This window comes from Gleimia europaea ACS-120-V-Col10b (genome assembly GCF_000411155.1).
Lineage (GTDB): Bacteria > Actinomycetota > Actinomycetes > Actinomycetales > Actinomycetaceae > Gleimia > Gleimia europaea_B.
Window position 1 is genome coordinate 788,423 of record NZ_KE150266.1, and the last position, 22,731, is coordinate 811,153.

Sequence of the window (22,731 nt, forward strand, 5' to 3'; positions counted from 1 at the left end):
GCCGGTTTATTGACCTCGGGCAAAAACATTTGGACTAGTCTTGCGCGGGTTTGTGTTCTTCCAGCACAACTGTGGAGGCAATGATCAGCACTCCTGCGATCGGCAGGATCACGATGGGCGCCAGCAGGGACGTCGCAACAACCGCCTGCCCCAACAGCGGCGGCAAGAGCAGGAATGAAAGGCGCATGAGCCAAGAAACCACCATTAGGCCCACGCCCGGCTTCAACCCGGGCACGTCGTCAGCAGCGTTCATAGCCAGAGGAACGGTGGTGGCCGCCCCAAAACCCGCTGCCGCGAAAGCGATGACAGTGACGATGACGTTTTGGAACAGTAGCGCCGCGCTCATGCCCACGATGATGAGAGCGGCGCCAAGCAGGATGGTGCGCTTGGCGCCAAGCTCGTTAACAAACTTGTCTCCCGTGATGCGTCCCAGGAAGTGGAAGGCGAGCATGCAAACGTATGCGGCGGGAGCGAGGGCGGCACTGGCCCCCAGGTAGTCACGCATGTACAGCGTGGACCAAGATTGCGCGATGTCTTCAACGAGCACACCGGAGATCGCGAGGAGTAGCAGGAGCGCGATAACGAGGGGAACGGGCCAGCTCTTTGCAGACAGCCGATGAATACTGGGCTCGTCCTGGTCTGCGGTGTCGTGGCCAGGAAGGGTGAATTTGCTGGCGGTGAGCGCGACGAGGCTGAAGAGGAGACCGGCGAATCCGATGTGGTAGCCGATTGGAACTGCCAGCGCGGTGGCCGCCATCGCCATGAGACCACCGGTCATAGCGCCTAGCGACCAGGAGGCGTGGAAGCTGTTGATGATGGAGCGCCCGTAGCGTTTTTGGACGCGCAGGCCGTGCGCGTTTTGCCCCACGTCCACGATCGCGTCCGTGGCTCCACCAAGGGCAAAAAGGATCGCAAACGGCACTGCGAGGATGGCTCCCCCAGCCTGTGCAACGCCTACCAAAATCGCGGAAAGGGTTAGGGCAATGCCGATCATGAACGTGCCGTATGCGGCGACTTTAGCGGAGGTGAAGCGCTCCACGAACTTCGCGGCAAAAGGCCCGCCTATGATTGCGCCTAGCGGGAACGCCGCGATGATCAGGCCGTAGCCTCCCGCGGTTAGTTCAAATGCGTCTTTTAGTTCCGGAAACCTCGGCGCGAAGTTTGCAAACAGCGCCCCGTTGGTGAAGAACAGCGCGGTTACACCCGCGCGCGCCCGAGCTACGTCAGCAGAAACCAACTTATTTTGATCTTTCCAAAAGCGAACCCTGGCTGATTGTGTCAAAGTCAGTGCGCGGTTTCCAGCTGTCCCACTTGCGAGGGGAATCGACCTAGATATGAAAAAGGCTCGCGCCCAACGTTTGCTGGACGCGAGCCTTTTTCAGTTTCGCTAGTTGGCCTTCGGGTGGGTCATGGACGCCACGTCGAGAGCTTCATCAAGCTGTGCTTCAGTGATTTCGCCACGCTCTACGAATCCGAGGTCGATCACGGCCTCGCGAACCGTGATGCCCGCAGCTACGGAGTGCTTTGCGATCTTCGCAGCGTTCTCGTAACCGATGATGCGGTTGAGCGGGGTGACGATGGACGGCGATGACTCAGCGAGTTCCTTGCAGCGTTCAACGTTTGCGATCAGGCCGTCAACCGTGCGCTTTGCAAGGACGGTGCAGACGTTGCCAACGATGTTGATCGACTCGAGGATGTTGCGAGCCATGACGGGCAACATCACCAACAGGTCGAAGTTACCCTGGGCGCCAGCGAACGCGATGGCCGCGTCGTTGCCGATAACCTGGGCGGCAACCATGACGGTGGCTTCCGGAACAACGGGGTTCACCTTGCCCGGCATGATCGAGGAGCCCGGCTGCAGGTCAGGCAGGTGGAGCTCGCCGATGCCGGTACGCGGGCCGGAACCCATCCAGCGCAGGTCGTTAGCGATCTTGGTTAGTGACACTGCGATGGTGCGCAGGACGCCGGACAGTTCCACGAGGGAGTCCTGGGCGGCCTGAGCTTCAAAGTGGTTGCTGGCTTCCTTGAACGGCAGGCCCGTGTTCTCGGCGATGAGCTCGATGACGCGCTGGGAGAAGCCGGCCGGCGTGTTGATGCCGGTGCCAACAGCGGTGCCACCAAGGGGCAGCTCGTACAGGCGTGGAAGGGCGGCGTGTACGCGGTCGATGCCGTAGCGGATCTGGGTGGCGTAGCCGGAGAACTCCTGGCCGAGCATGATCGGGGTTGCATCCATCAGGTGGGTGCGGCCAGACTTCACGACGTCCTTGTATTCTTCCGCCTTGGCTTCTAGCGACTTCGCTAGGGTCTCAAGCCCGGGCAGAAGAACCTCATCGACGGCCTGCGCGGCTGCAATGTGGATTGACGTGGGGAACACGTCGTTGGAAGACTGGGACGCATTGACGTGGTCGTTCGGGTGTACCTTGTCACCCTTAATGCGGGTGGCGAGGGTAGAGATGACCTCGTTGGTGTTCATATTCGAGGACGTGCCCGAACCGGTCTGGAAGACGTCGATGGGGAACTCGCCGTCGTGCTTGCCGGCGATGACTTCTTCAGCGGCTTCGCGGATGGCGTCCGAGGTAGCCTGGTCAATGACGCCGAGCTCAAGGTTAGCGATCGCGGCGGCGCGCTTTACCTGGCCGAGGGCGGCGATGTGGTGATCAGAAAGTCCGCGCCCGGAGATCGGGAAGTTCTCAACTGCGCGCTGTGTTTGTGCGGCGTAGAGGGCGTTCTTGGGAACGCGAACTTCACCCATCGTGTCGTGCTCAATGCGGTATTCGATTTCGGTCATTAGTTCTCCTTCATCGTGGATCGCGCGGCGTGCGCGCACTTATCTTTATTGTCTAACACCGGGGGCATGCTGGGGGCGGTTTGCACGCATACCCAGGCGGGCCAAGGCGTATCGCATATTGGTGAGGCGCCTTTAGTGCGGTTCGTAGGGAGCTACCACCATGTCTACGCGTTGGAGTTCTTTAACTTCCAGGTAACCGGTGGTTGCCATGGTGCGGCGGAGCGAACCGATGTAGTTAACGGTTCCGTCGGCGCGTGAGGATGGGCCGAAGAGGATTTCTTCCATGCTGCCAACCGTGCCCACATGTACGCGGTGTCCGCGCGGAACTTCGGGATGGTAGGCTTCGGATCCCCAGTGCCATCCGCTTCCGGGGGCTTCTTTGGCGCGAGCGAGGGCGGCGCCAAGCATGACGGCATCCGCGCCGCAGGCGATTGCTTTGGGCAGGTCTCCAGATAGGCCAATGCCGCCGTCGGCGATGATGTGCACGTATCTGCCGCCCGATTCGTCGAGGTAGTCGCGCCGGGCTGCGGCAATGTCTGCGATTGCGGTGGCCATGGGCGCATGAATGCCAAGGAGTTGGCGGGTGGAGTGCGCGGCTCCCCCACCAAAGCCCACGAGCACGCCGGCAGCGCCAGTTCTCATCAGGTGCAGGGCGGCATTGTAGTTTGCTACGCCACCTACGATGACGGGCACTTCTAGTTCGTAGATGAAGCGCTTGAGGTTGAGGGGTTGGGCCCGGCTGGATACGTGCTCGGCGGAAACCGTGGTGCCACGAATGACGAACAGGTCTACTCCGGCGTCAACGACGTAGCGCCAGTACTGTTGGGTGCGTTGCGGGGAGAGTTTGCCGGCAACCACAACGCCGGCCTCGCGAATCTGGCTCAGGCGCTGCCCAATGAGTTCAGGCTTTATAGGCTCGGCGTAAATTTCTTGCAGCCTGCGGTTTGAGGCGCGCGCGGGCAGGCCGCGGATTTCCTCGTAGACGGGTTCGGGATCCTCGTACCTGGTCCACAGGCCTTCGAGGTCAAGGACGCCAATGCCGCCCAGTTTGCCTAGTGCGATCACGTTTTTGGGGCTCATGGCCGAATCCATTGGCGCGCCAAGGACGGGAATGTCCACGTTGTACGCGTCGATTTGCCAGGACGTGTTTACATCTTCGGGGTCGCGCGTGCGCCGGGAGGGGACGATTGCCACGTCGTCCAGCGAGTATGCGCGGCGGGCTTGTTTGCCGCGTCCAATGTTGATCGTCTCAGTCACACTTCCATGATACGAGGCTTGCGTGATACTTGTTCAAATACTTGTCCGTATGGGCGTATAAGCTCTACGTAGTGAAACATTAAGGAGGATCCATGTCTTGGATTGCCGGCCCGTTTGTGGGTTTTGATACGGAAACTACGGGGGTGATTCCCGGCAGTAGCCGCCTGGTTACAGCCTCGATTGTTTTTCGCGACGAGGATGGTGACCAGATCTCGAATTGGCTGACGGATCCGGGGATTGAGATTCCGGAGGCTGCCCAGCGGGTGCATGGGATTAACACAGAGTATGCGCGCGAGCATGGGCGTCCTTATCCCGAAGTGTTGGAGGAGGTCGCGCGAGCTTTGACGCAGGCGCTTAGCAACGGGGTTCCCGTGGTGGCGTTTAATGCCGGATATGACCTGGGGCTTATGGAGGCCGAGCTGGCCCGCATACAGCTCCCCACTTTGACGCAGCGTGTGGGGCAGATCCGCCCTGTGATTGACCCACTGGTGCTTGATCGCGCGCTGGTTCGGAGGCGGCGCGGTAAGCGCACGCTGGCAGACCTGATGGCAGCCTACGGGGTTAGTGCGGATGAGTCTTTGCATGACGCAGAGGTGGATACGCGCGCCACTTTAGATTTGTTGGCGCAGATGATCCGCAAGCACCCTCGCCTAGCGATGTATAGCTTGGATAGTTTGCATGAGTATCAAAAGCAGGCGCACGCGGTTTGGGCTACTGATTTTGAGGCTTTCTTGCAGAGCAAAGGCCGGGAAGCAAGCATCAACCGAACTTGGTTGGTGTAGGTCAGCTTCCCGGCCAGTATGCACGCTAGTTGCGCTTGGTTACCCCTGCTATCCGCAATCCCCTAATCCTGGCTTATGTGGTAGTTGGGGGCTTCGGACGTGATCTGAATGTCGTGCGGGTGAGATTCGCGCAAGCCCGCTGAGGTTACGCGAACAAACCTGCCGTTCTTCTTGAGCTTCGCGATGGTGGGCGCGCCAAGGTAGAACATTGACTGGTGCAGGCCGCCAACCATCTGGTACATGACTGCGGCAAGCGAACCCGAGTAGGGCACCTGGCCCTCAATGCCTTCGGGAACAATCTTGTCATCTGAAGACACGTCCGCTTGGAAGTAGCGGTCCTTCGAGTAGGACTTGCGCCCGCGCGAGCTCATCGCGCCAACGGAGCCCATGCCTCGGTAACGCTTGTACTGTTTGCCGTTGGTGAATACGAGATCGCCCGGAGACTCTTCGCAACCGGCAAGCATGGAGCCAATCATCACGGTGTTAGCACCCGCTACGAGGGCTTTCGCAATGTCGCCGGAGTATTGCAGGCCGCCGTCAGCGATCAGCGGTACACCCGCCGGCTTGCAAGCAAGCGATGCCAAGTAGATCGCGGTAACTTGGGGCACGCCAACGCCTGCCACCACGCGGGTGGTGCAAATGGAGCCAGGGCCAACGCCCACCTTCACTGCGTCCACCCCCGCGTCAATCAGGGCCTGTGCCCCCTCGGTGGTGGCAACGTTTCCGCCGATTATGTCGATGCCAGCAAAACGCTCATCGGTCTTGATACGGCGGATCATGTCTAGCGCCAGCTGTGCGCCACCGTTTGCAGTATCAACAACGAGGACGTCCACGCCCGCTTCCGCGAGCGCCACCGCACGATCCCACGAGTCGCCCCAATAACCCACTGCCGCGCCAACCAGGAGGCGGCCCTCGCTGTCTTTTGCGGCGTCGGGGTACTGCTCGGTTTTAACGAAGTCTTTAACGGTGATGAGGCCGGCCAGGCGCCCCTCGTCATCAACGATTGGTAGCTTTTCAATGCGGTTCTTGGCGAGGAGTGCTTTTGCATCTTCGCGGCTGATTCCAACAGGCGCGGTGATCAGCGGCGTGGGAGTCATGTGCTGCTGCACCGTTGCGGCTGCCCATTCGCTCGGAGGAATGAACCGCAGGTCGCGGTTGGTGATGATGCCGTGGAGCTTACCGTCCGCATCTACAACGGGGAGGCCGGAAACTCGGTAGTGGCCGCACAGTTTGTCCAGCTCCTCAATGGTGGCTTCCTTGTGGATTGTCACCGGGTCGCTAACCATGCCCGATTCGGATCGCTTAACCTGGCGCACCTGCTGCGCCTGATCTTCGATGGACAGGTTTCTGTGCAAGATGCCGATGCCGCCCTGGCGAGCCATTGCGATAGCCATGCGCGCCTCGGTAACGGTGTCCATTGCCGCCGACAGCATCGGGATTTTCAAAGTGATGTTCTTTGTTAGCTGCGCGGTAGTGTCTACCTCGGAGGGCACCACGTCAGTGATCTCGGGCAGCAACAAAACGTCGTCATATGTAAGGCCAGTAAGGGAAAAAGGATTATCGATCATTTCGCTCACGCGCCCAGTCTAACGCAGGGGGCAGTCAGGCCCCATCCGCGCCCGCATAGTGATGTGAAACTTCTTCTCCCACAAGCTGGCCGCGTCCCGGCAGCTGGTGAAACAGCGGCGCGTTTCGTGTTCAGGCGATAGCCTCCTGGATTGCGCGTGCAAACGTGGGCGCGAGGGGAAGCTCGGGCAAAAGTAGCATTTGCACCACGTGGTAGGCGTCCGGTTTGCCCGGCCAGGTCACGGTAGATGGCTGATTGTTCTCATCCAACTCGTGCCACCAGCGTCCGGGTTGTTCAATCAGGTAGCGTTCGCAGTATTCCCACCAGGTGTTAGCGTGGGCTCGCAGATCTTCTACTTTCGCCGCGTCATCGCCCGCAAACCCCTCATTCTCTTCGAGCGCGCGTGCCAGCGTCACGGCCGCACCGATTGCTTCGCACGCCACCCAGTGCATGCGTTCGCGCGCCACGGGCTGGCCGTTTTCGTCAGTGGTGTAAACAAATCCGGGTGCCCCGTCCACGTTCCACCCGTCCGCCACGGCGCGATCAAAAAGTTGGAGGGCACCACCTAGCATCCAGTGCGGCACTTTTTCTGCGCTACGCGCCAGCTGCGCTCCGGCATGAACCGAGAGGCGAGCCCATTCAAACCCGTGTCCCGGCGTGAAGCCGAACGGCCGGAACGGATCCTTAGGCCGGTCTCGGTTGTAGTCCGGGAGCACGTTCCAGTTCTCATCAAAATGCTCGGGCACGCGCCAATTGTTTTTCGAGGAAGCCTCAACAACCCAGTTCAGTATCGCCACCGCACGGTTTAGCCACTGCCGATCATCCGTCGCGTCGTACGCGGCCAGATAGGACTCCACGGTGTGCATGTTCGCATTCACACCGCGATACCTTTCACATTCCACGAACTCACGGTCATAGCTTTCACGCACCTTCGCCTGGTCGCCCTCCCACCAGAACTCGTCCTGCACTGCAAGCGCTTGATCCAGCAGGTCCGCAGCTGCCTCAACTCCCGCTATTTTCGCCGACGAGGCCGCTAGCACCACGAACGCGTGCGCGTACGCCATCTTGGTGTCATCAACTACCTGCAGGTTTTCCGTATCGTGGCCTATAGCTGAAAACCAGCCGGAATACTGCTGATCATAAAAGTAAGTGGAGAGCGCTTTCACACCGTGGGTGGCAAGTACGCCGGCCTCTGAGTCGCCCATGATTGACGCGAGGGAGAACACGTGCGTCATGCGGCAAGTAATCCAAAGTTCCACGGGGCGCGAGGAGTCTACCTTGCCGTTCGCGTCCAGGTAACCAAAACCGGTTGGAACCCGGGAGGCTTTTGCGAAATCGATTAGGGCATCAAACTGCTTGGCGCGCGTATCTGAATCGAAAGTCATTTGGTATTACTCCAATCGGGAGAGAGGAATAATACTAGTTAACCCCACCGCTTTCGGGGATGGAGCAGTTTCGCGCTGAATCCACGGCCTCTTCTACGCACGCGGTCAGAGTGCGCAAGCGCGTGGCGCCCGGAGCGGAATCCAACGGGCAGTGCCGGCCCACCAGAATCAGGTTTGAACAGCTGTCATCTACGCCCTCAACAACCGCTTCGTCAGCCGACAGTAGGCCAATGAGTATGAGGACGTGCGCGCCAAAACTGTCGCGGTATTCCTTGATCGCTTCGCTGACGTCTTGCGGGCAAATGTCGGGGCCTTCCGCAGGCGCGGTTACCAGGACAATGCGCGCGGGAACGCCCTCCCATTCCAGGGCCACACCCACGATGTGCGCGCGAAGTTCATGCGCGGCGTCGCAGACAATGAGCACGGGGCACGCATCTGGGAATCCGGCGGAGTGTTCCGGTGCTTGTTTGGCCACCTGGTACACGGCGTACAGCGTTGCCTGCGTGATGAGCGAGCGGGGGGCGATGCCGGGCTGATCGCCTTTTGGCGGGTAGTAGGTACCACGCATCGCGGGGCCAATGTATTCATGCCACGTGTGTAGCAGGCCGTAGCGCGAGATCAGTACGTCAAGGTTGCGTTGGAGCGAGTTAAAGTCACCACGGCGTGCGATTTCGAGGATTGATTCAACGGTGATTGCGGCCTCGTTTTCCGCGAGTATCTCGGTGGAAGACTGGATTGCTTTTGCCGCGTCCGAGGGGAACACGCCTGAACGCACTAGACGAACCATTTGTTCAAGCTGTTTCAGCTCAACCTCGTTATACCGTCTACGTTTGCCCGGCTCACGTTTAGGCCCTAGACCGTAGCGGCGCTCCCACGTGCGGATCGTAGACGCGGAAACCCCCAGGCGCTGCGCAACCGTTGCAATGGTTAGCGGCGCGGGATTCATGTGCGCGCTTAGATCTGGGCGGGGCATTGTTCATCTCCAGTTTGGACAACTTCCAGAAAAATTTAAGGTTCGTCACCTACTAATATTCTTACGCCCGAACAAGAGAAGCGCCACCGGAGCTCAACTTCTTAAAAGTTGCGAACAATACACGGAAGGATCTTGAACAACTTTTGCATAACTAATAATATAGGTTTTGGTCGCAGACAGAGGCGATATGAAAGGAAGCAGAAGGATGACAGATATCTCCAGGCTTCCCGGTCCCGTAGCGGATCGGTGGGATTGGCAATACCTCGGCGCGTGTCGCGACATGGACACAGAAATTTTCTTCCATCCGGAAGGTGAGCGCGGCTCAACCAGGCGTCGCCGCGCACAGACGGCAAAGGCAATCTGCGCCTCCTGTCCCGTACTTGAGCAGTGCCGCGAGCACGCCCTGCGCGTACAGGAACCGTACGGCGTTTGGGGCGGTCTAACAGAAGAAGAGCGGCGCGAAATCGTTAATCGCAAAAAGCGCTTCCGGGTAGCTTAAACACGGATAGCTTAAGGAACATACATAGAATCCCACGCCATTGGCGTGGGATTCTATGTTAGAAGCGCCTAGTTACTTCTCCACGATCGCGAGGACGTCACGAGCCGAGAGAATCAAGTACTCCTCACCACGGTATTTAACCTCGGTGCCACCGTACTTGGAGTAGATAACAACGTCACCTTCGGAAACATCCATCGGCACACGATTGCCATTGTCATCGACACGGCCCGGACCAACTGCAACAACGGTGCCCTCTTGCGGCTTTTCCTTCGCAGTATCAGGAATAACAAGGCCTGAAGCCGTAGTCTGCTCGGCCTCAACCTGCTGGATCACAATACGATCCTCAAGTGGTTTAATGGAGATCGACATTGGCCAACTCCCTTTCACATTCGTAGTTGATCTGCACGCCATTTACAGCATCCGCCGTCGCGGGTGGTCGGATACGGTAAGCGTTACATATATAAGATTAGATCCTCGATTAGCACTCTTGCAAGCTGAGTGCCAAAAGTTGGATCCGAAGGAGCCTCGTGAGCATTTCTCCCATCGAGCTGGTTCTCAGGCCACTGCCCTGGCAGGCGTTGAGCGAGCTGCAAGAACTAGCGGAAGACGAGCGCGAAGGCGCCCTCGCAAATTACGAGCTAAAGCCGGGCGAACGCGCAGCTGTGCTTAACCAACTGACACTGCGGGCGCAGGCAGAAGACAAGTTGGGGGAGTTTGCCCGCGCCATGATTTTCACCCGCGACGGCCTGGAACAAGCAACGAGGTTGCGGGTGGCCGCGATGCACGCCGCCCGGTTTAAGGATGCAGGAATCACCGCAGTTGCGGACTTGGGGTGCGGCATTGGCATCGACTCGCTGGCAATGGCCAGCCTGGGCTTGCGCGTGCGATCGTGGGATATAAACCCAGAGGCCGTTGCCTGCACCAGGGTTAATTTGCGGTTCATGTCCGATTGCGAAGCGAACCTGGGGGACGTCGCCGCCCTCGACATTGAGCATTTGATTAGTGAGGGCGTGCAGGCAATCTTTGCTGATCCGGCCAGACGCACGGGCGCGGCAGCGGGCGGGCGACGCATTAGCTCTCCCGAGGAGTGGTCACCTTCCCTCCCCCTCGCATTGTCTTGGCGCGAACCGCTGCGAAAGACTGGCTTTGACGCGCTGGGCCTCAAAGTTGCGCCCGGCTTGGCCTACGAGCACATTCCGCCTGATTTTGAAGCCAACTGGGTTTCGGTGGACGGGCAGCTACTAGAAGCGGGCCTATGGAGCCCGGCCCTGCAAAATCACGGGTCGGGCCGCAGCGCCACCGTGATTAGGGGTAGTGAAGCGTTTACTTTCAGGCAAGCCTGCAACCCCTCGAAGCCGGCAAAACAGTTGGACAGCGCCGGTCTGGGTAAGTATTTGTGGGAGCCGGATCCGGCGATAATCCGCGCCGGCCTCATCGCCCAATTTGTTGACAACACGGCGCTGGAAGGCCCAATTTCACCATCTATCGCCTACCTGACTTCAAACGAGATTGTTGCTAGCAGGGAGGCAAACGCGCTTACCGGGTTCGAGGTGCTGGGCGTGACGCAGCTGCGGCCGAAAGCTATTTCAAAGGCTTTGCGACAAATCGAACCTACCAGCGTGGAGGTAAAGAAGCGCGGGGCGGACATTAATCCCACAGCACTGCAAACGGCATTAAAACGCATTTTGGCGCCAAGAACCGACTCTTACGCAAACCCCGTGACCGTCATTGCAACGAGAGTAGACGGGCAACATCGGGCGGTCATCGCGCGCCGCCTCGACCTTTAAACTAGGCTCGTAACAGAGAGCAAGCGACCAACATAGGATCACCATGCATTTCAACGAGTCCGAGCGCGGCCTGATTGGCGTAGAGTGGGAACTCCAGATGATCGACAAGGATACCGGCGACCTCAGACAGAGCGCCGACGCCGTCATGGACATCGTGGAGTCTATGGGCGATGTGCCAAACATTCACCGCGAGATGCTTCTAAACACCATTGAGATCACATCTAATCCGCGCCGCCTTGCCTCGGAATGTTTGGATGACCTGCTCGAAAACATCGCGCTCATCCAGCCAGTAACCACGCCGATGCGCATTGACCTGGCAGCTGCGGGCACGCACCCCTTTGCAACCCCCGCATACCAGCGCGTTACCGACACGGGCCGCTACAACGAACTCGTGGAGAGAACGCAGTACTGGGGCAGGCAAATGCAGCTGTACGGCGTTCACGTGCACATCGGCATTGAGGACGCCGCCAAGGTTCTGCCAATCCTCAACGCACTACTCACGCGGTTCGCGCACCTGCAAGCGCTATCTTCCTCCTCCCCATACTGGGCGGGTGAAGACACCGGGTACGCCTCCAACCGCGCCATGTACTTCCAGCAGCTACCCACCGCAGGTATTCCACGCCAGTTTGAGAAGTGGGATGACCTCGAGCGTTACGTTGAGGACGTGACGAGAACCGGCATTATCAGCGACTTCTCTGAGATTCGCTGGGATATTCGCCCCTCGCCAAAGCTAGGAACCATTGAGATTCGCGTTTTTGACGCAGCCACGAACATTCGCGAGGTGGGCGTGCTCGTTGCCCTCACGGCCACGCTGGTTGAATACTATTCGCGCATGCATGACCGTGGCGAGGAATTGCCCCGCATCCCCGACTGGTATATCGCGGAAAACAAGTGGCGGGCGTCGCGCTACGGCATGGAAGCCAACCTGATCGTTGACGAGGCGGGCAACCAGGAAGACGTGACTACGACGATTAGGAACATGCTTCCCGAACTGCTCCCTATTGCCGAGGAGATTGGCTGCCGCGACGAGCTTGAACACATTCACGAGATCATCCGTAAGGGAGCTGCATACCAGCGGCTCACTATCGCAGCTGCGCGGCACGAGGATGGCCCGCGCGCGATGGTTGAGCTCATGCAGGACGAGTTCAAAGCCGGCCATCCGATCGATCCGCTTGTTTTCCTCGCCAGCAAACCAAACGAACTGAAGAAAGAAGCACGCCGGCAGTAATGAAAACTCCGCGATCTGGTCGCGAAGTGCACCGAGTTTTGGTGAGCTAACCGAGTTTGAGGATGTCTCCTGGCTGACAGTCCAGGGCCTCGCAAATTGCGCTGAGCGTAGAGAAGCGGATTGCGCGCGCCTTGCCCGTCTTTAGAATCGACAGATTCGCCATCGTGATTCCGGTGGCCTCTGATAGCGCGGTGAGCGTCATGCCTCGCTCAGCTAAAACAGCGTCCAACGTTACTTCAACGCGGTGCGGTAGCGGCTTAGATGACATAGTCCAACTCCTCCCGCATGCGCGCACCCTGGCGAAACGCCGCCCACAGCGCCAGCGCTATCACTCCGGCGAAGAAGAGCGCCGCAGCTAACACGGGTTTCTCCCCTACCACGATAGAGCCGGATCCAGGATGCACGGCCTCTTGGAACGCAATCGAATCCTCCTGCAGGCAAGACCTTGCCGCGTCGGAGACAAAACCGCAGATAACTCCACCTAACGCGAGCACAATTCCAGTCACCCCCATCAGGCGCACCGTCTGCCGCTCAAAAGCGCGGCCCCTACTGATTTCCCGAATAACTGCCGTACCAATGATGAGGCCGGCCGCGATCACTACAGCAATAAGCGCAGCCTCGGCAATAGCAAGCTGGATGCTCGCGGCGGAGACGTAACTTAGGGGAACCTCCGACTCTCCTTGCAGGCAAAAATTCGGCAAATCACACGCGCTGATCGGCGTGCCACCAAACACACGCTTGCCACTGAGTAGTTCAACAACCGTCACGGTTTGGCCGGCAATCATCAACAGGGAAAACACCCACACCAGCGCCGCCGCAAACCAGAAAGGAACCTTTTCTAGCCGCGACATCCTGCCTCCTCTTTTATCGCTTATCAATATTATTGATTAACGATAAATCTAGCTGGCGCAAAAGTCAATAGCACCCCAAAAGGTACCTACCGACACAAATTGCGCGCCACCACGCAAGTTCATGGCACTACGTCATCAAAGCCGCAGAATGTAGGCGTTTACCAACGCTTCACACTATTCTTTCTGTGGTTGACATTGACGCGAAGGGGAAACATGACTGCCGTACAAGAAGCGGTGACCGCAGAACCAAAGAAGAAAAGCGGCTTGGCCGCGATAAACGAAGAAGAGTTTGATGCCCTTACCGTCATTGGTGGCTGGCGCGTCATTGTTGAGGCCGTAGTGCCCACACTCATCTTCCTCATCGGTCTGAACCTCACCGGTGACTACCTGCTTCCTGCGGGCCTGGCCCTTTGCTTTACGGCGATCGCCGCTCTTACACGCCTGATACAGAGACTGCCCGTGCGCCCCGCCCTTATTGGAGTGCTCAGCATGTCCGCCTCGGTGTTTGTGGCGTGGAAAACCGGGCAAGCCGTCAACGTATTTGCCATCTCCATCTTGAAGAACACGTTCTACGGCTCGCTCCTGCTGATCTCCATCCTGGTGCGCTGGCCGCTACTCGGCGTCATGCTCGGAGCAGTGCGCGGGGAGAAAACCCGTTGGCGTAAAGGTGAAGAGTGGAAGCTCACCCGCATGCGCTACTACCAGATCACGTGGATATGGTTCTTCGTGTTCGTTGCCCGCCTCAGCGTTCAAATCCCGCTCTACTTCACCGACAACGTGCAGTGGCTGGCACTCATGAAGCTGTCTTTGGGAATGCCCGCAGACGTGGTTGCCGCGTATTTCTCGTGGAGGCTTTTGCGTACGCTACGCCATCGCCATCTCGCCTAGCGACATTTGCGAGTCCGGTGAGAACTGCAAGGTTGAGGGCTGAACGCCATTTCTTACCAGCTGTGAGCCCATTGCCGCGATCTGCGCCCCATTATCCGTACAAAAGCGGATCGGCGGGATCCGCACCTCAATGCCGGCCTCGCTAGCGCGCTCAGTTAGAAGCTCCCGCAAGCGTGAGTTCGCGGAAAACCCGCCTCCAACCACAATCGTCTTCACATCGTGGTCAAGCGCCGCCTGAACAGCTTTAGCCGTCAAGGAGTCATTCACGGCCTCGCTAAAACCAGCGCAAATATCAGCCTTACTAATCGGTTCACCGCGTAGCTCTTTAGCCTTCACGTAGCGCGAAACGGCAGTCTTTAAACCCGAGAATGAGAAGTCGTAACGGTAGCGCTCCTTATCGCGCCCACCGGACAGGCCGCGCGGGAACTTGATCGCTTCCTTATTGCCCTGCTGCGCGAGCCTATCTACGTGCGGGCCACCCGGATAGGGCAGTCCCAGCAGGCGGCCAACCTTGTCGAATGCCTCGCCGGCCGCGTCATCGAGCGTGCCCCCAAGTTCGCGCACATCCGTCGCAATGTTGTTTACAAGTAGGAGGTTGGAGTGGCCACCCGAAACCACCAGTCCAATGAACTTATCGGGGAGGGGCCCGTGCACCAGCTCATCTACAGCCAAATGCCCCAGCACGTGGTTCACCCCGTACACGGGCACGCCCAAGGAGGTGGCCAGAGCCTTACCTGCGCATATCCCAACCGTTAGCGACCCCACCAGGCCGGGGCCTGCTGCAACAGCAACCGCGTCCACGTCAGATAGTTGGACTCCGGACTCCTCTAACGCCACATCGAGGGTGGGTAAGAAAGACTCAAGGTGTGCGCGCGAGGCGATCTCCGGAATAATGCCACCGTAGCGCGCGTATTCGTCCATCGACGTGGCTGTGCGGTCAGCCAGTAGCTGTCCGCCGCGAACCAGCGCCACGCCTGTCTCGTCACACGTCGATTCAATACCTAAAACCAAAGCATCTTTCATTTCCATCACCTCAAGCATTCTAAACCCTGAGCGGCACAATCCCACACCAAAATGGTTCCCTGCCCATTCCAATAGTGTGAGACGATGAAAGCATGAAAAGACTAGTATTCCTCGACCTTGATGGAACCGTTGTTACCCAGCATCAAACCGTCCCCGACTCTGCGCGCGCAGCGCTGAAGCAGGTGCACGATAACGGGCATACCCTGTGGATTTGCACCGGACGGTCAGCACCTGAAATCTACCCGTGGCTGTGGGATCTAGGCTTTCAAGGCTTCATTGGCGCAAACGGCGCTCACGCCCGCCTTAATGGGGAGGATCTTTTTGATCACCGGCTCTCTAAAGAGTTCATAGAAGAGTCTGAAGCTTACTTTCGTGAACACGGCATCATGAGCCTGTGGCAAACCCCTGATGCGCTTCATCCAGCTGAGGGGTTTATGGAAATGTTTTTCCAGTCCACTCCCGAAGCAGTTGAGCGGTGGGGCGCCTACATAGACCAGGTCACCCCGTACGTCAAGAAGGGACTGCCCGAGGGCTCATCTAAAGGGATGATTACCATTCCCCCAACCTCGGGCCTCACGATCGAAGACGTTAACGAGTACCTTGGCCCCCAGATCCTGATTATTCCCGCCTCGGTTGATACCGGCGTGGCAAATACCGGAGAGGTGATGCTATCTGCGTACAACAAGGGCACCGGGCTTAAGGAGGTGGCCGAAGTGCTTGGCTTCCCCATTGAACAAACCGTAGCTGTTGGGGATGAACTGAACGACCTGCAAATGGTTGCTACTGCAGGCATGGGCATCGCCATGGGCAACGCCGTTCCAGAAGTAAAAGCGGTAGCGGACTTCGTCTCTACCCAAATTGAAGAGGACGGCCTCGCAAACGCCCTCAAACACGCAGGACTGTACTAACCGCTGCACTATCGCAACAAAAAGGTGGCTTCGAGATGAATCTCGAAGCCACCTTTTATTCGGCCAATACGGCTTGGGCTACACGCCCTTTAGGACGGCCTTTCCAAGCTGACGGTTCAGCGTAGAAATAACATCCAACGGGATCTGCTTCGGGCAGACAGCCGCGCACTCACCAATGTTCGTGCACGTGCCAAAGCCTTCCGCGTCATGCTGGTTTAGCATGTTCTTCACCCGCATCAGGTTCTCCGGCTGGCCCTGTGGCAACATGTTCAGGTGCGTGACCTTAGCCGAAGTGAACAGCATTGCCGAAGCGTTCGGGCAGGCAGCTACGCAAGCACCACAACCGATGCAAGCGGCAGCCTCGAACGCACGGTCAGCGTTCTGCTTCGGAACCGGGGTAGCGTGAGCGTCCGGAGCCGCACCCGTGTTCACGGAAATGTAGCCACCGGCCTGAATGATGCGATCCAAAGCCGAGCGGTCAACAACCAGGTCCTGAATAATCGGGAAAGCGGTTGCGCGCCACGGCTCAATGGTGATCGTGTCACCATCGTTGAACGAACGCATGTGGAGCTGACAGGTGGTGGTGACCTCCGGGCCGTGTGCAACGCCATTGATTACAACGCCACACTGGCCACAGATGCCCTCACGGCAGTCCGAGTCGAATGCGATCGGCTCTTCGCCAGCCTCGAATAGTTCCTCGTTGAGGATGTCCAGCATTTCCAGGAACGACGAGTCTTCCGACACGTTGTGTACCTGGTATTCGTGCATCGCGCCAGCATCTTCGGGATTGGCCTGGCGCCAAATCTTAAGGGTGATGTTCACTTGTAACTCCGCTGCTTAAGCTCGATGTTGTTGTAAATCAGGTCTTCCTTGTGCAGGGTGGGAACGCCGTCGGCGCCAAACTCCCAGGCAGCCACGTAGGTGAACTTGTCGTCATGACGAAGCGCTTCACCTTCAGGCGTCTGGTGCTCTGCACGGAAGTGGCCACCACAGGATTCCTCGCGGTGCAATGCGTCAATACACATCAGTTCACCCAGTTCGAGGAAGTCTGCAACGCGGCCGGCCTTTTCCAAAGACTGGTTCATCGCGCCCTTGGTATTGCCCGGAATGCGCACGTTGTTGTAGAATTCTTCGCGAAGCTCGCGGATCATTCCAATAGCCTTCTTGAGGCCTTCCTCGTTACGCTCCATACCGCAGTACTCCCACATGATGTGGCCGAGTTCCTTGTGGAACGAGTCAACGGAACGGTTACCATCGATCGACATGAGCCTATCGATGCGAGCCTGCGTGGAGTCCAACGCCTCCTGAACCACCGGCGAGTTCTCGTCAAGCTTTTCGAAGCCGAAAGCGTCAGCGAGGTAATCGTTGATCGTGTTCGGAAGAACGAAGTAACCATCGGACAGGCCCTGCATAAGTGCGGAAGCACCCAGGCGGTTAGCGCCGTGATCCGAGAAGTTAGCCTCACCCGCTACGAACAAGCCAGGCAGATTGGACTGGAGGTCGTAGTCAACCCATAGGCCGCCCATCGTGTAGTGAACAGCCGGGTAGATACGCATTGGAACTTCGTACGGGTTGTCGCCAGTGATGCGCTCGTACATGTCGAACAGGTTGCCGTACTTAGCGGAAACCGCATCCCTGCCCATGCGCTCAATAGCTTCAGCGAAGTCAAGGTAAACGCCGCGTGCAACGCCGTCGATCTCCGGGCCTACACCGCGACCATCGTCACACATGTTCTTCGCCTGACGCGAAGCAATATCACGCGGAACGAGGTTGCCGAACGCCGGGTAGATGCGCTCCAAGTAGTAGTCGCGATCCTCTTCTGGAATGTCGCGCGGATCCTTCTTGCAGTCCTCTGCCTTCTTCGGAACCCAGATACGACCATCGTTACGTAGCGACTCTGACATGAGCGTCAGCTTCGACTGCTGGTCACCGTGCTGCGGGATGCAGGTGGGGTGAATCTGCGTGTAGCAGGGGTTTCCGAAGTAAGCGCCCTTGCGGTGTGCACGCCAAACCGCCGTGCCGTTACAGCCCATAGCGTTGGTGGACAGGAAGAATACGTTTCCGTAACCACCCGTTGCCAGAACAACAGCGTCTGCGGTGTAAGTCTCCAGCTCACCAGTTGTCATGTTGCGGGCAACAATACCGCGAGCGCGTCCGTCCGAAACAATGAGTTCAACCATTTCGTGGCGGCGGTGTTCCACAACCGTGCCGGCCTCAACCTGACGCTCAAGCGCCTGGTAGGCGCCGATCAAGAGCTGCTGGCCTGTCTGGCCACGAGCGTAGAACGTACGCGATACCTGCACGCCACCGAATGAGCGATTGTCTAGCAGACCGCCATATTCGCGAGCGAAGGGAACGCCCTGGGCAACGCACTGGTCGATAATGTTTGCTGAGACTTCAGCGAGACGGTAAACGTTGGTCTCGCGAGCACGGTAGTCGCCACCCTTAACGGTGTCGTAGAACAGGCGGAATACCGAGTCGTTGTCGTTGCGGTAGTTCTTCGCCGCGTTAATACCACCCTGCGCCGCAATAGAGTGGGCGCGGCGAGCGGAATCCTGGTAGAAAAATGCGTCAACGTGGTAACCCATTTCGCCAAGCGAAGCGGCGGCAGCGCCACCTGCAAGACCGGTACCAACGATGATCACCTTGAGCTTGCGTCGGTTAGCCGGGTTCACGAGCTTCGCGTTAAACTTACGGGTTTCCCAACACTGCGCTAGGGGCACATCTAAAGGTGCCTTAGTGTCCGCGATTTTCTCGCCTTCGCGGTAGAGGCCGTGGATAAGCTGATCAGTCATTTCACGTTCCTCAAGAAATAAAGCCGAATGCGATAGCGACCGGCGGCAGCATGAACATCACGAACACGATTGCAGCAACAATGCCACCAATCACAACGGTGACGTGCTGGGTGTTGCGGCGTAGCCAGCCCATGGACTGCAGAGCCGACCAGATGCCGTGACCGATGTGCATTGCAACGGTTCCTACAAAGACGGCGTACAGGACAACGAGAGCCGGGTTAGAGAAGGCTCCGATCATCCTCATGTACGGGGACGTCTCGCTTGCGTCGAAGCCAGCGGGAATCGTTGCCGTAGTGAAGTGGAGAATGTGGAACGCGATCATGAACAGCAAGATCACTGCGGATACGCGCATGGTGCGCGCAGCGTAAGAGTCTGCAACGTTCTTCTTCACCGAGTAGCGGTCGGCGCGTGCCTTATTAGAAACACGCCAGGTGTGGAACGCTGCCAGGATGTGCACGAGCGCGAACAGAATCATTGCCGTGCGGAATATAACGATAAGTCCACCTTCAGGCAGTAGCGGATAGAAGGCGTCACCCTTCAGCCAGTGAGCGTATTCATCGTACGCCTCCTGGCCGAGGAACATCTTCAAGTTTCCGTACGCGTGGACGATAACGAACATGACGAAGAAGAGGCCGGAGATTGCCATCAGTTGCTTAACGAACACGTTCGTGTTCCAGGCACGGCGCTTCCTCGTTTCGAGATTTTTATTGGCCATGTATTCAAGGGTACATACGTGACGCACAACTCATGTCATATACGATCGTAACGACGGTGCAGACCCCTCGCACAAATTCCTACTTTTTGGCGATCTGCCGCGAATTGTCGAGCTTTGCCGGGGCGGCGAGGGCGCAGGGTTTACGATCGCTTCGAGCCCCTTTAATGGCGGAAAATCACGCCTATTAGGCAACAATTGAGTTTCATAATGACTGAATGTCGCAAAACTTGCCGCCACCAACTGTTCTTTACGGGTTATGAGGGCGCAGTTGGGACGGCGTTTACTTAACGCCCGGAAGGTTTAACTCCATCACAACAGCGTCTTCGCGCGGGGCACGATAGTAGCGCGCAATCTTTGCGATCTGTTTGAAACCGCGCGATCTGTACAGGCCGATCGCGCTGGTGTTAGACGCGCGCACTTCCAACATGACGCTGCGGACCCGGCGTAGGGGGCGCGCAATGCCGGCAGGCCCAGCGCAAGATTCTTCGCTTCCACCGGGCAGTTCTAAATCGTTCTCTGGGCCCGTCGACGGCAGGTAGTGTACCTCCCGGGGCGTGTAAAACCGGGCGCTGGCAAGCACCTGTAGCAGGTGATCGAGTAGCGCGCCCGCTATTCCCCGGCCCCGGTATTGATCTAGCACCCCGATGGTGAGCACATCGGCCACCTCGTTTATGCAAGCCCCGGCGGCGGCGATCAGCACGTTTTGGTCGAATACTCCAAAGTGGATGCGGTCGGGGCTAGAAAGCTCACCGGCCCAGCTGGCGCGGCTCCACTGGTCAGCCGTTGGGAAAACCTGCTGTTCAAAGTGCAACACCTGTTCCAAGTTGGCCCCGGTCAAAACCACCGGGGTGGGAGCTAGGTTCACTTCTTTTCGCCGTGAATGTCTGGGCGGCGCAGATACTGCGGATCTACCAGGAAGTCCTCAACCCCATTATCGAGGCGGGCGCGCACAATCCGTGACGCCACGGCCACATCAAATCCGGCAGTGCCGCGCGTACTGGGGAAAGCGTCCGGGTAGAGCTGGCAGGCTGGGCCCACAAACTCGACGTCGCCAGCGCGGAACTTGTTGGCCACACAATCAGCGGTGTTTACCGCCGGCCCTTCAATAACTTCAACATCGTTCGGGCCAGCCGCACGAATGTGCGCCCAATACACCTCGTGGCGGCGCGCGTCGGTAGTCACCACAACCTCGGCGCCAGGAGGCATGTCATCCAAGTATGAGCGTGCCAAAACCTCCAGTGAACCAATACCGCGCACGGGGATTCCAGCCACGCGGCCAATCACCCGAGCAGTTACGAGGCCGGCGCGAAGCCCCGTGAAAGGAGCCGGCCCCGTACCGACAATCACCTGATCCAGGCCGGCCTCTTTTACCGTCTTACCAAGCCCCGCCTCACTAATTGAAAGCGAGATGAGCTCAGCGAGGCGTTCGGCATGAGCGCGAGAGTTAGGCTCCGTATTTACCGTAGTGGCACCCTCCGTTACAACCGCAACTACCGCACCGCCGGAGGTGTCAATGCACAGGTCTTTCATGCGTATGCTCCCTCAACTGCTTCGCGAAGCGTTTCTTCAAGCGCATCCTCTCCACTCCAACGCGGGCCTACCGGGTTGAAAGTGACCTCACGAATGTTGGAATCAGCGTGCTCCAGGTTTTCACTCAAATCGTCCACGGCGGCCGGGTTTTTGAACGTGACTTCAAGGCGGTTTGCAGAAAGCGACTCGGTTTTGCCCTCGCCCCACTCGACAACCAACACGGACTCTTCCAGCGCCGTGTCAAGATCCAAGGTTTCTAGATCATCAAGATCCTTAATGCGATACGCATCCACGTGTACCAAATCTGGATTGCCCTTATGCACGCGCGCAATGATGAACGTGGGGGAAGCAACACGCCCCTTCACCCCCATCGCGCGGCCAAGCCCCTGCGTGAACGTGGTCTTGCCCGTGCCAAGATCACCGGTGAGCATGATCATGTCGCCCCCGCACACAAACTGGGCAAGAGCTGCCCCCAAGTTGCGCGTATCATCCGCGCTTCTTGCAGTAATCGTAAACATGGTCTTCCTTTACGTATCAGCGCCGCTCTAAGAGTACGCTCTTGGCACGCGCGCACCCAACCGAGTGATGATCTCGTAATTGATAGTGCCGCACGCCTGCGCCCAATCATCGGCAAGCGGACACCCGGGCGTATTTTCTGCCTTGGGATTTCCAAACAGCACCACGGTGTCGCCGGCCAGGGCGGGCGGCTGGCTACCTGCCACCGGCCCAAGGTCGATCACAAACTGATCCATACACACGCGCCCAACCACGCGCGTGTCGATCCTCCCCGCGCGCGTGTACACGCTGACCGGACCTTTACCTGCAGCGTGGCGAGGAATCCCGTCCCCATATCCGAGGGGGACAAGGCCAAGCCAACGATCCGTGGGAGCCACCCATGTTCCTCCATATGAAACGGTTTGGCCGCGCGGCACACGCTTGACCTGCACCAGGTCAGCTTTTAACGTCATCACCGGTTGTAGCCCCAAATCGAGGGAGGCCGAATGGTGCGGATCTGGGGAAAGCCCATATAAGCCAATGCCATCGCGCACCATGTCAAAATGAGCGTCCTCATGCCAAATCTGCCCCGACGTTGCCGCCAGGTGGCGAGCGAACCCAGTCAGGCCAACGTTTGCAGCTGCCTGCACCGCCTCGTTGAAAATCTTGATTTGAAGCCGGGTGGCTTGCTTGCCCTCCTCACCGGCCTCGTCAGCGCGCGCCAAATGCGACCACACGCCCACGACGTTCGCGTGCTTGGCTTTGCTTGCGGCGAGCGCGAGGGCAGGGAACTCGGTGGAGATTGCTCCCGCGCGGCCCATTCCCGTGTCCACTTTCAAGTGGATGCGAGCGGGTAGCCCCTGCCGCTCAATCAGGTGAAGCTGATCCAGGTTAGACACCGACAGTTCGATTCCGGCTTCGATCGCTTGGCGAATGGCGGCCTCATCGGCTACCGGCAGAATCCAACTGAAAACACTTACCTGGGAAAACCCTTCCCGTTTAAGGAAATCGCTCAGCTCAAGAGCCTCGGCAAGCTGGGCGATACCCAGAATGTCGTAGCCTGCGAGGGCAAGTGCGCGGGCAACCTGGTGTCTGCCATGCCCGTAGGCGTCCGCTTTCACTATTCCCAAGTGGCGAACCTCCGGAGCGAAATGGCGCATGCGCGCAGCATTTGCTACAAGCGCGGCAACATCGACCTCGGCAACTGCCGGATAGTGCGCTAACTGTTCACTCACTGCCATTCCCCTAGAGACCGTGACA

23 protein-coding genes are annotated in these 22,731 nt (G+C 58.3%); 6 read left to right on the forward strand and 17 right to left on the reverse strand.

All coding sequences use genetic code 11. From position 1 onward, the window contains the following. Nucleotides 1–34: 34 nt before the first annotated feature. The 3 genes from HMPREF9238_RS03560 to HMPREF9238_RS03570 all read right to left on the reverse strand — a co-directional run bounded on the left by HMPREF9238_RS03560 (nucleotide 35) and on the right by HMPREF9238_RS03570 (nucleotide 4,045). Nucleotides 35–1,237 (reverse strand): MFS transporter, encoded by a 1,203-nt coding sequence (locus HMPREF9238_RS03560; RefSeq protein ID WP_016444079.1) that lies wholly within the window; start codon nucleotides 1,235–1,237, stop codon nucleotides 35–37. A 150-nt stretch (nucleotides 1,238–1,387) separates the two neighbouring features. Further along, complete coding sequence (locus HMPREF9238_RS03565) at nucleotides 1,388–2,788, reverse strand: class II fumarate hydratase (protein ID WP_016444080.1); 1,401 nt, start codon at nucleotides 2,786–2,788, stop codon at nucleotides 1,388–1,390. Between the two features lie 132 nt (nucleotides 2,789–2,920). Beyond that, entirely contained in the window at nucleotides 2,921–4,045 is a 1,125-nt protein-coding gene (locus HMPREF9238_RS03570; protein ID WP_016444081.1) for a GuaB3 family IMP dehydrogenase-related protein, read from the reverse strand. Nucleotides 4,046–4,137: 92 nt separating this feature from the next. Here HMPREF9238_RS03570 and HMPREF9238_RS03575 point away from each other — a divergent pair, with 92 nt between their 5' ends. After that, complete coding sequence (locus tag HMPREF9238_RS03575; RefSeq protein WP_016444082.1) at nucleotides 4,138–4,827, forward strand: exonuclease domain-containing protein; 690 nt, start codon at nucleotides 4,138–4,140, stop codon at nucleotides 4,825–4,827. Nucleotides 4,828–4,889: 62 nt separating this feature from the next. On the opposite strand, the gene guaB is transcribed toward HMPREF9238_RS03575, so the two are convergent. The 3 genes from guaB to HMPREF9238_RS03590 form a co-directional block, all read right to left on the reverse strand. After that, nucleotides 4,890–6,395, reverse strand: a complete 1,506-nt coding sequence (gene guaB, locus HMPREF9238_RS03580; RefSeq protein WP_016444083.1) for an IMP dehydrogenase — start codon at nucleotides 6,393–6,395, stop codon at nucleotides 4,890–4,892. Between the two features lie 130 nt (nucleotides 6,396–6,525). Beyond that, entirely contained in the window at nucleotides 6,526–7,779 is a 1,254-nt protein-coding gene (locus tag HMPREF9238_RS03585) for an AGE family epimerase/isomerase (protein ID WP_016444084.1), read from the reverse strand. Between the two features lie 34 nt (nucleotides 7,780–7,813). Then, nucleotides 7,814–8,752 (reverse strand): MerR family transcriptional regulator, encoded by a 939-nt coding sequence (locus HMPREF9238_RS03590; protein ID WP_016444085.1) that lies wholly within the window; start codon nucleotides 8,750–8,752, stop codon nucleotides 7,814–7,816. Between the two features lie 205 nt (nucleotides 8,753–8,957). On the opposite strand from HMPREF9238_RS03590, the gene HMPREF9238_RS03595 reads away from it, so the two are divergent. Then, a complete protein-coding gene (locus HMPREF9238_RS03595; protein ID WP_016444086.1) occupies nucleotides 8,958–9,251 on the forward strand; it encodes a WhiB family transcriptional regulator in 294 nt (97 codons plus the stop codon). 72 nt (nucleotides 9,252–9,323) lie between these two features. Here the strand turns inward: HMPREF9238_RS03595 and groES are convergent, their stop codons facing one another. Next, nucleotides 9,324–9,620, reverse strand: coding sequence for a co-chaperone GroES (groES, locus tag HMPREF9238_RS03600; protein ID WP_016444087.1), 297 nt, complete (start codon nucleotides 9,618–9,620; stop codon nucleotides 9,324–9,326). Between the two features lie 158 nt (nucleotides 9,621–9,778). Here groES and HMPREF9238_RS03605 point away from each other — a divergent pair, with 158 nt between their 5' ends. Both HMPREF9238_RS03605 and HMPREF9238_RS03610 read left to right on the forward strand, forming a co-directional pair. After that, nucleotides 9,779–11,038: a THUMP-like domain-containing protein gene (locus tag HMPREF9238_RS03605; RefSeq protein ID WP_016444088.1), complete on the forward strand. Its 1,260-nt coding sequence runs from the start codon at nucleotides 9,779–9,781 to the stop codon at nucleotides 11,036–11,038. Between the two features lie 43 nt (nucleotides 11,039–11,081). After that, nucleotides 11,082–12,266, forward strand: coding sequence for a glutamate--cysteine ligase (locus tag HMPREF9238_RS03610; protein WP_016444089.1), 1,185 nt, complete (start codon nucleotides 11,082–11,084; stop codon nucleotides 12,264–12,266). 46 nt (nucleotides 12,267–12,312) lie between these two features. Here the strand turns inward: HMPREF9238_RS03610 and HMPREF9238_RS03615 are convergent, their stop codons facing one another. Both HMPREF9238_RS03615 and HMPREF9238_RS03620 read right to left on the reverse strand, forming a co-directional pair. Further along, on the reverse strand, nucleotides 12,313–12,534 hold the full coding sequence (locus HMPREF9238_RS03615) for a helix-turn-helix domain-containing protein (protein WP_016444090.1): 222 nt from the start codon (nucleotides 12,532–12,534) through the stop codon (nucleotides 12,313–12,315). Continuing rightward, entirely contained in the window at nucleotides 12,524–13,117 is a 594-nt protein-coding gene (locus tag HMPREF9238_RS03620; protein WP_016444091.1) for a DUF2975 domain-containing protein, read from the reverse strand. Before HMPREF9238_RS03620 ends, HMPREF9238_RS03615 begins: the two co-directional genes overlap by 11 nt. Nucleotides 13,118–13,330: 213 nt before the next feature. Between HMPREF9238_RS03620 and HMPREF9238_RS03625 the strand changes: the two genes are divergently transcribed. Continuing rightward, nucleotides 13,331–14,005 (forward strand): DUF3159 domain-containing protein, encoded by a 675-nt coding sequence (locus HMPREF9238_RS03625; protein ID WP_016444092.1) that lies wholly within the window; start codon nucleotides 13,331–13,333, stop codon nucleotides 14,003–14,005. On the opposite strand, the gene tsaD is transcribed toward HMPREF9238_RS03625, so the two are convergent. Then, nucleotides 13,982–15,028, reverse strand: coding sequence for a tRNA (adenosine(37)-N6)-threonylcarbamoyltransferase complex transferase subunit TsaD (tsaD, locus tag HMPREF9238_RS03630; RefSeq protein WP_051109807.1), 1,047 nt, complete (start codon nucleotides 15,026–15,028; stop codon nucleotides 13,982–13,984). The two genes, HMPREF9238_RS03625 and tsaD, sit on opposite strands and share 24 nt — an antisense overlap. Before the next feature lie 92 nt (nucleotides 15,029–15,120). On the opposite strand from tsaD, the gene HMPREF9238_RS03635 reads away from it, so the two are divergent. After that, nucleotides 15,121–15,936, forward strand: a complete 816-nt coding sequence (locus HMPREF9238_RS03635; protein ID WP_016444094.1) for an HAD family hydrolase — start codon at nucleotides 15,121–15,123, stop codon at nucleotides 15,934–15,936. Nucleotides 15,937–16,014: 78 nt separating this feature from the next. Here the strand turns inward: HMPREF9238_RS03635 and HMPREF9238_RS03640 are convergent, their stop codons facing one another. The 7 genes from HMPREF9238_RS03640 to alr form a co-directional block, all read right to left on the reverse strand. Further along, on the reverse strand, nucleotides 16,015–16,758 hold the full coding sequence (locus HMPREF9238_RS03640; protein ID WP_016444095.1) for a succinate dehydrogenase/fumarate reductase iron-sulfur subunit: 744 nt from the start codon (nucleotides 16,756–16,758) through the stop codon (nucleotides 16,015–16,017). Further along, entirely contained in the window at nucleotides 16,755–18,731 is a 1,977-nt protein-coding gene (locus tag HMPREF9238_RS03645; protein WP_016444096.1) for a fumarate reductase/succinate dehydrogenase flavoprotein subunit, read from the reverse strand. Before HMPREF9238_RS03645 ends, HMPREF9238_RS03640 begins: the two co-directional genes overlap by 4 nt. A 10-nt stretch (nucleotides 18,732–18,741) precedes the next feature. Continuing rightward, nucleotides 18,742–19,446, reverse strand: coding sequence for a succinate dehydrogenase cytochrome b subunit (locus HMPREF9238_RS03650; RefSeq protein ID WP_016444097.1), 705 nt, complete (start codon nucleotides 19,444–19,446; stop codon nucleotides 18,742–18,744). A 280-nt stretch (nucleotides 19,447–19,726) separates the two neighbouring features. Further along, the gene (locus HMPREF9238_RS08570; protein WP_016444098.1) at nucleotides 19,727–20,311 is read right to left on the reverse strand and encodes a GNAT family N-acetyltransferase; all 585 of its coding nucleotides are present in this window, start codon (nucleotides 20,309–20,311) and stop codon (nucleotides 19,727–19,729) included. Further along, the gene (gene tsaB / locus HMPREF9238_RS03660) at nucleotides 20,308–20,976 is read right to left on the reverse strand and encodes a tRNA (adenosine(37)-N6)-threonylcarbamoyltransferase complex dimerization subunit type 1 TsaB (RefSeq protein ID WP_016444099.1); all 669 of its coding nucleotides are present in this window, start codon (nucleotides 20,974–20,976) and stop codon (nucleotides 20,308–20,310) included. Before tsaB ends, HMPREF9238_RS08570 begins: the two co-directional genes overlap by 4 nt. Then, nucleotides 20,973–21,494, reverse strand: a complete 522-nt coding sequence (gene tsaE, locus HMPREF9238_RS03665) for a tRNA (adenosine(37)-N6)-threonylcarbamoyltransferase complex ATPase subunit type 1 TsaE (RefSeq protein WP_016444100.1) — start codon at nucleotides 21,492–21,494, stop codon at nucleotides 20,973–20,975. The genes tsaB and tsaE overlap by 4 nt, the downstream gene beginning before the upstream one ends. Before the next feature lie 27 nt (nucleotides 21,495–21,521). Next, complete coding sequence (alr, locus tag HMPREF9238_RS03670; RefSeq protein ID WP_040316470.1) at nucleotides 21,522–22,712, reverse strand: alanine racemase; 1,191 nt, start codon at nucleotides 22,710–22,712, stop codon at nucleotides 21,522–21,524. Nucleotides 22,713–22,731 lie beyond the last annotated feature (19 nt).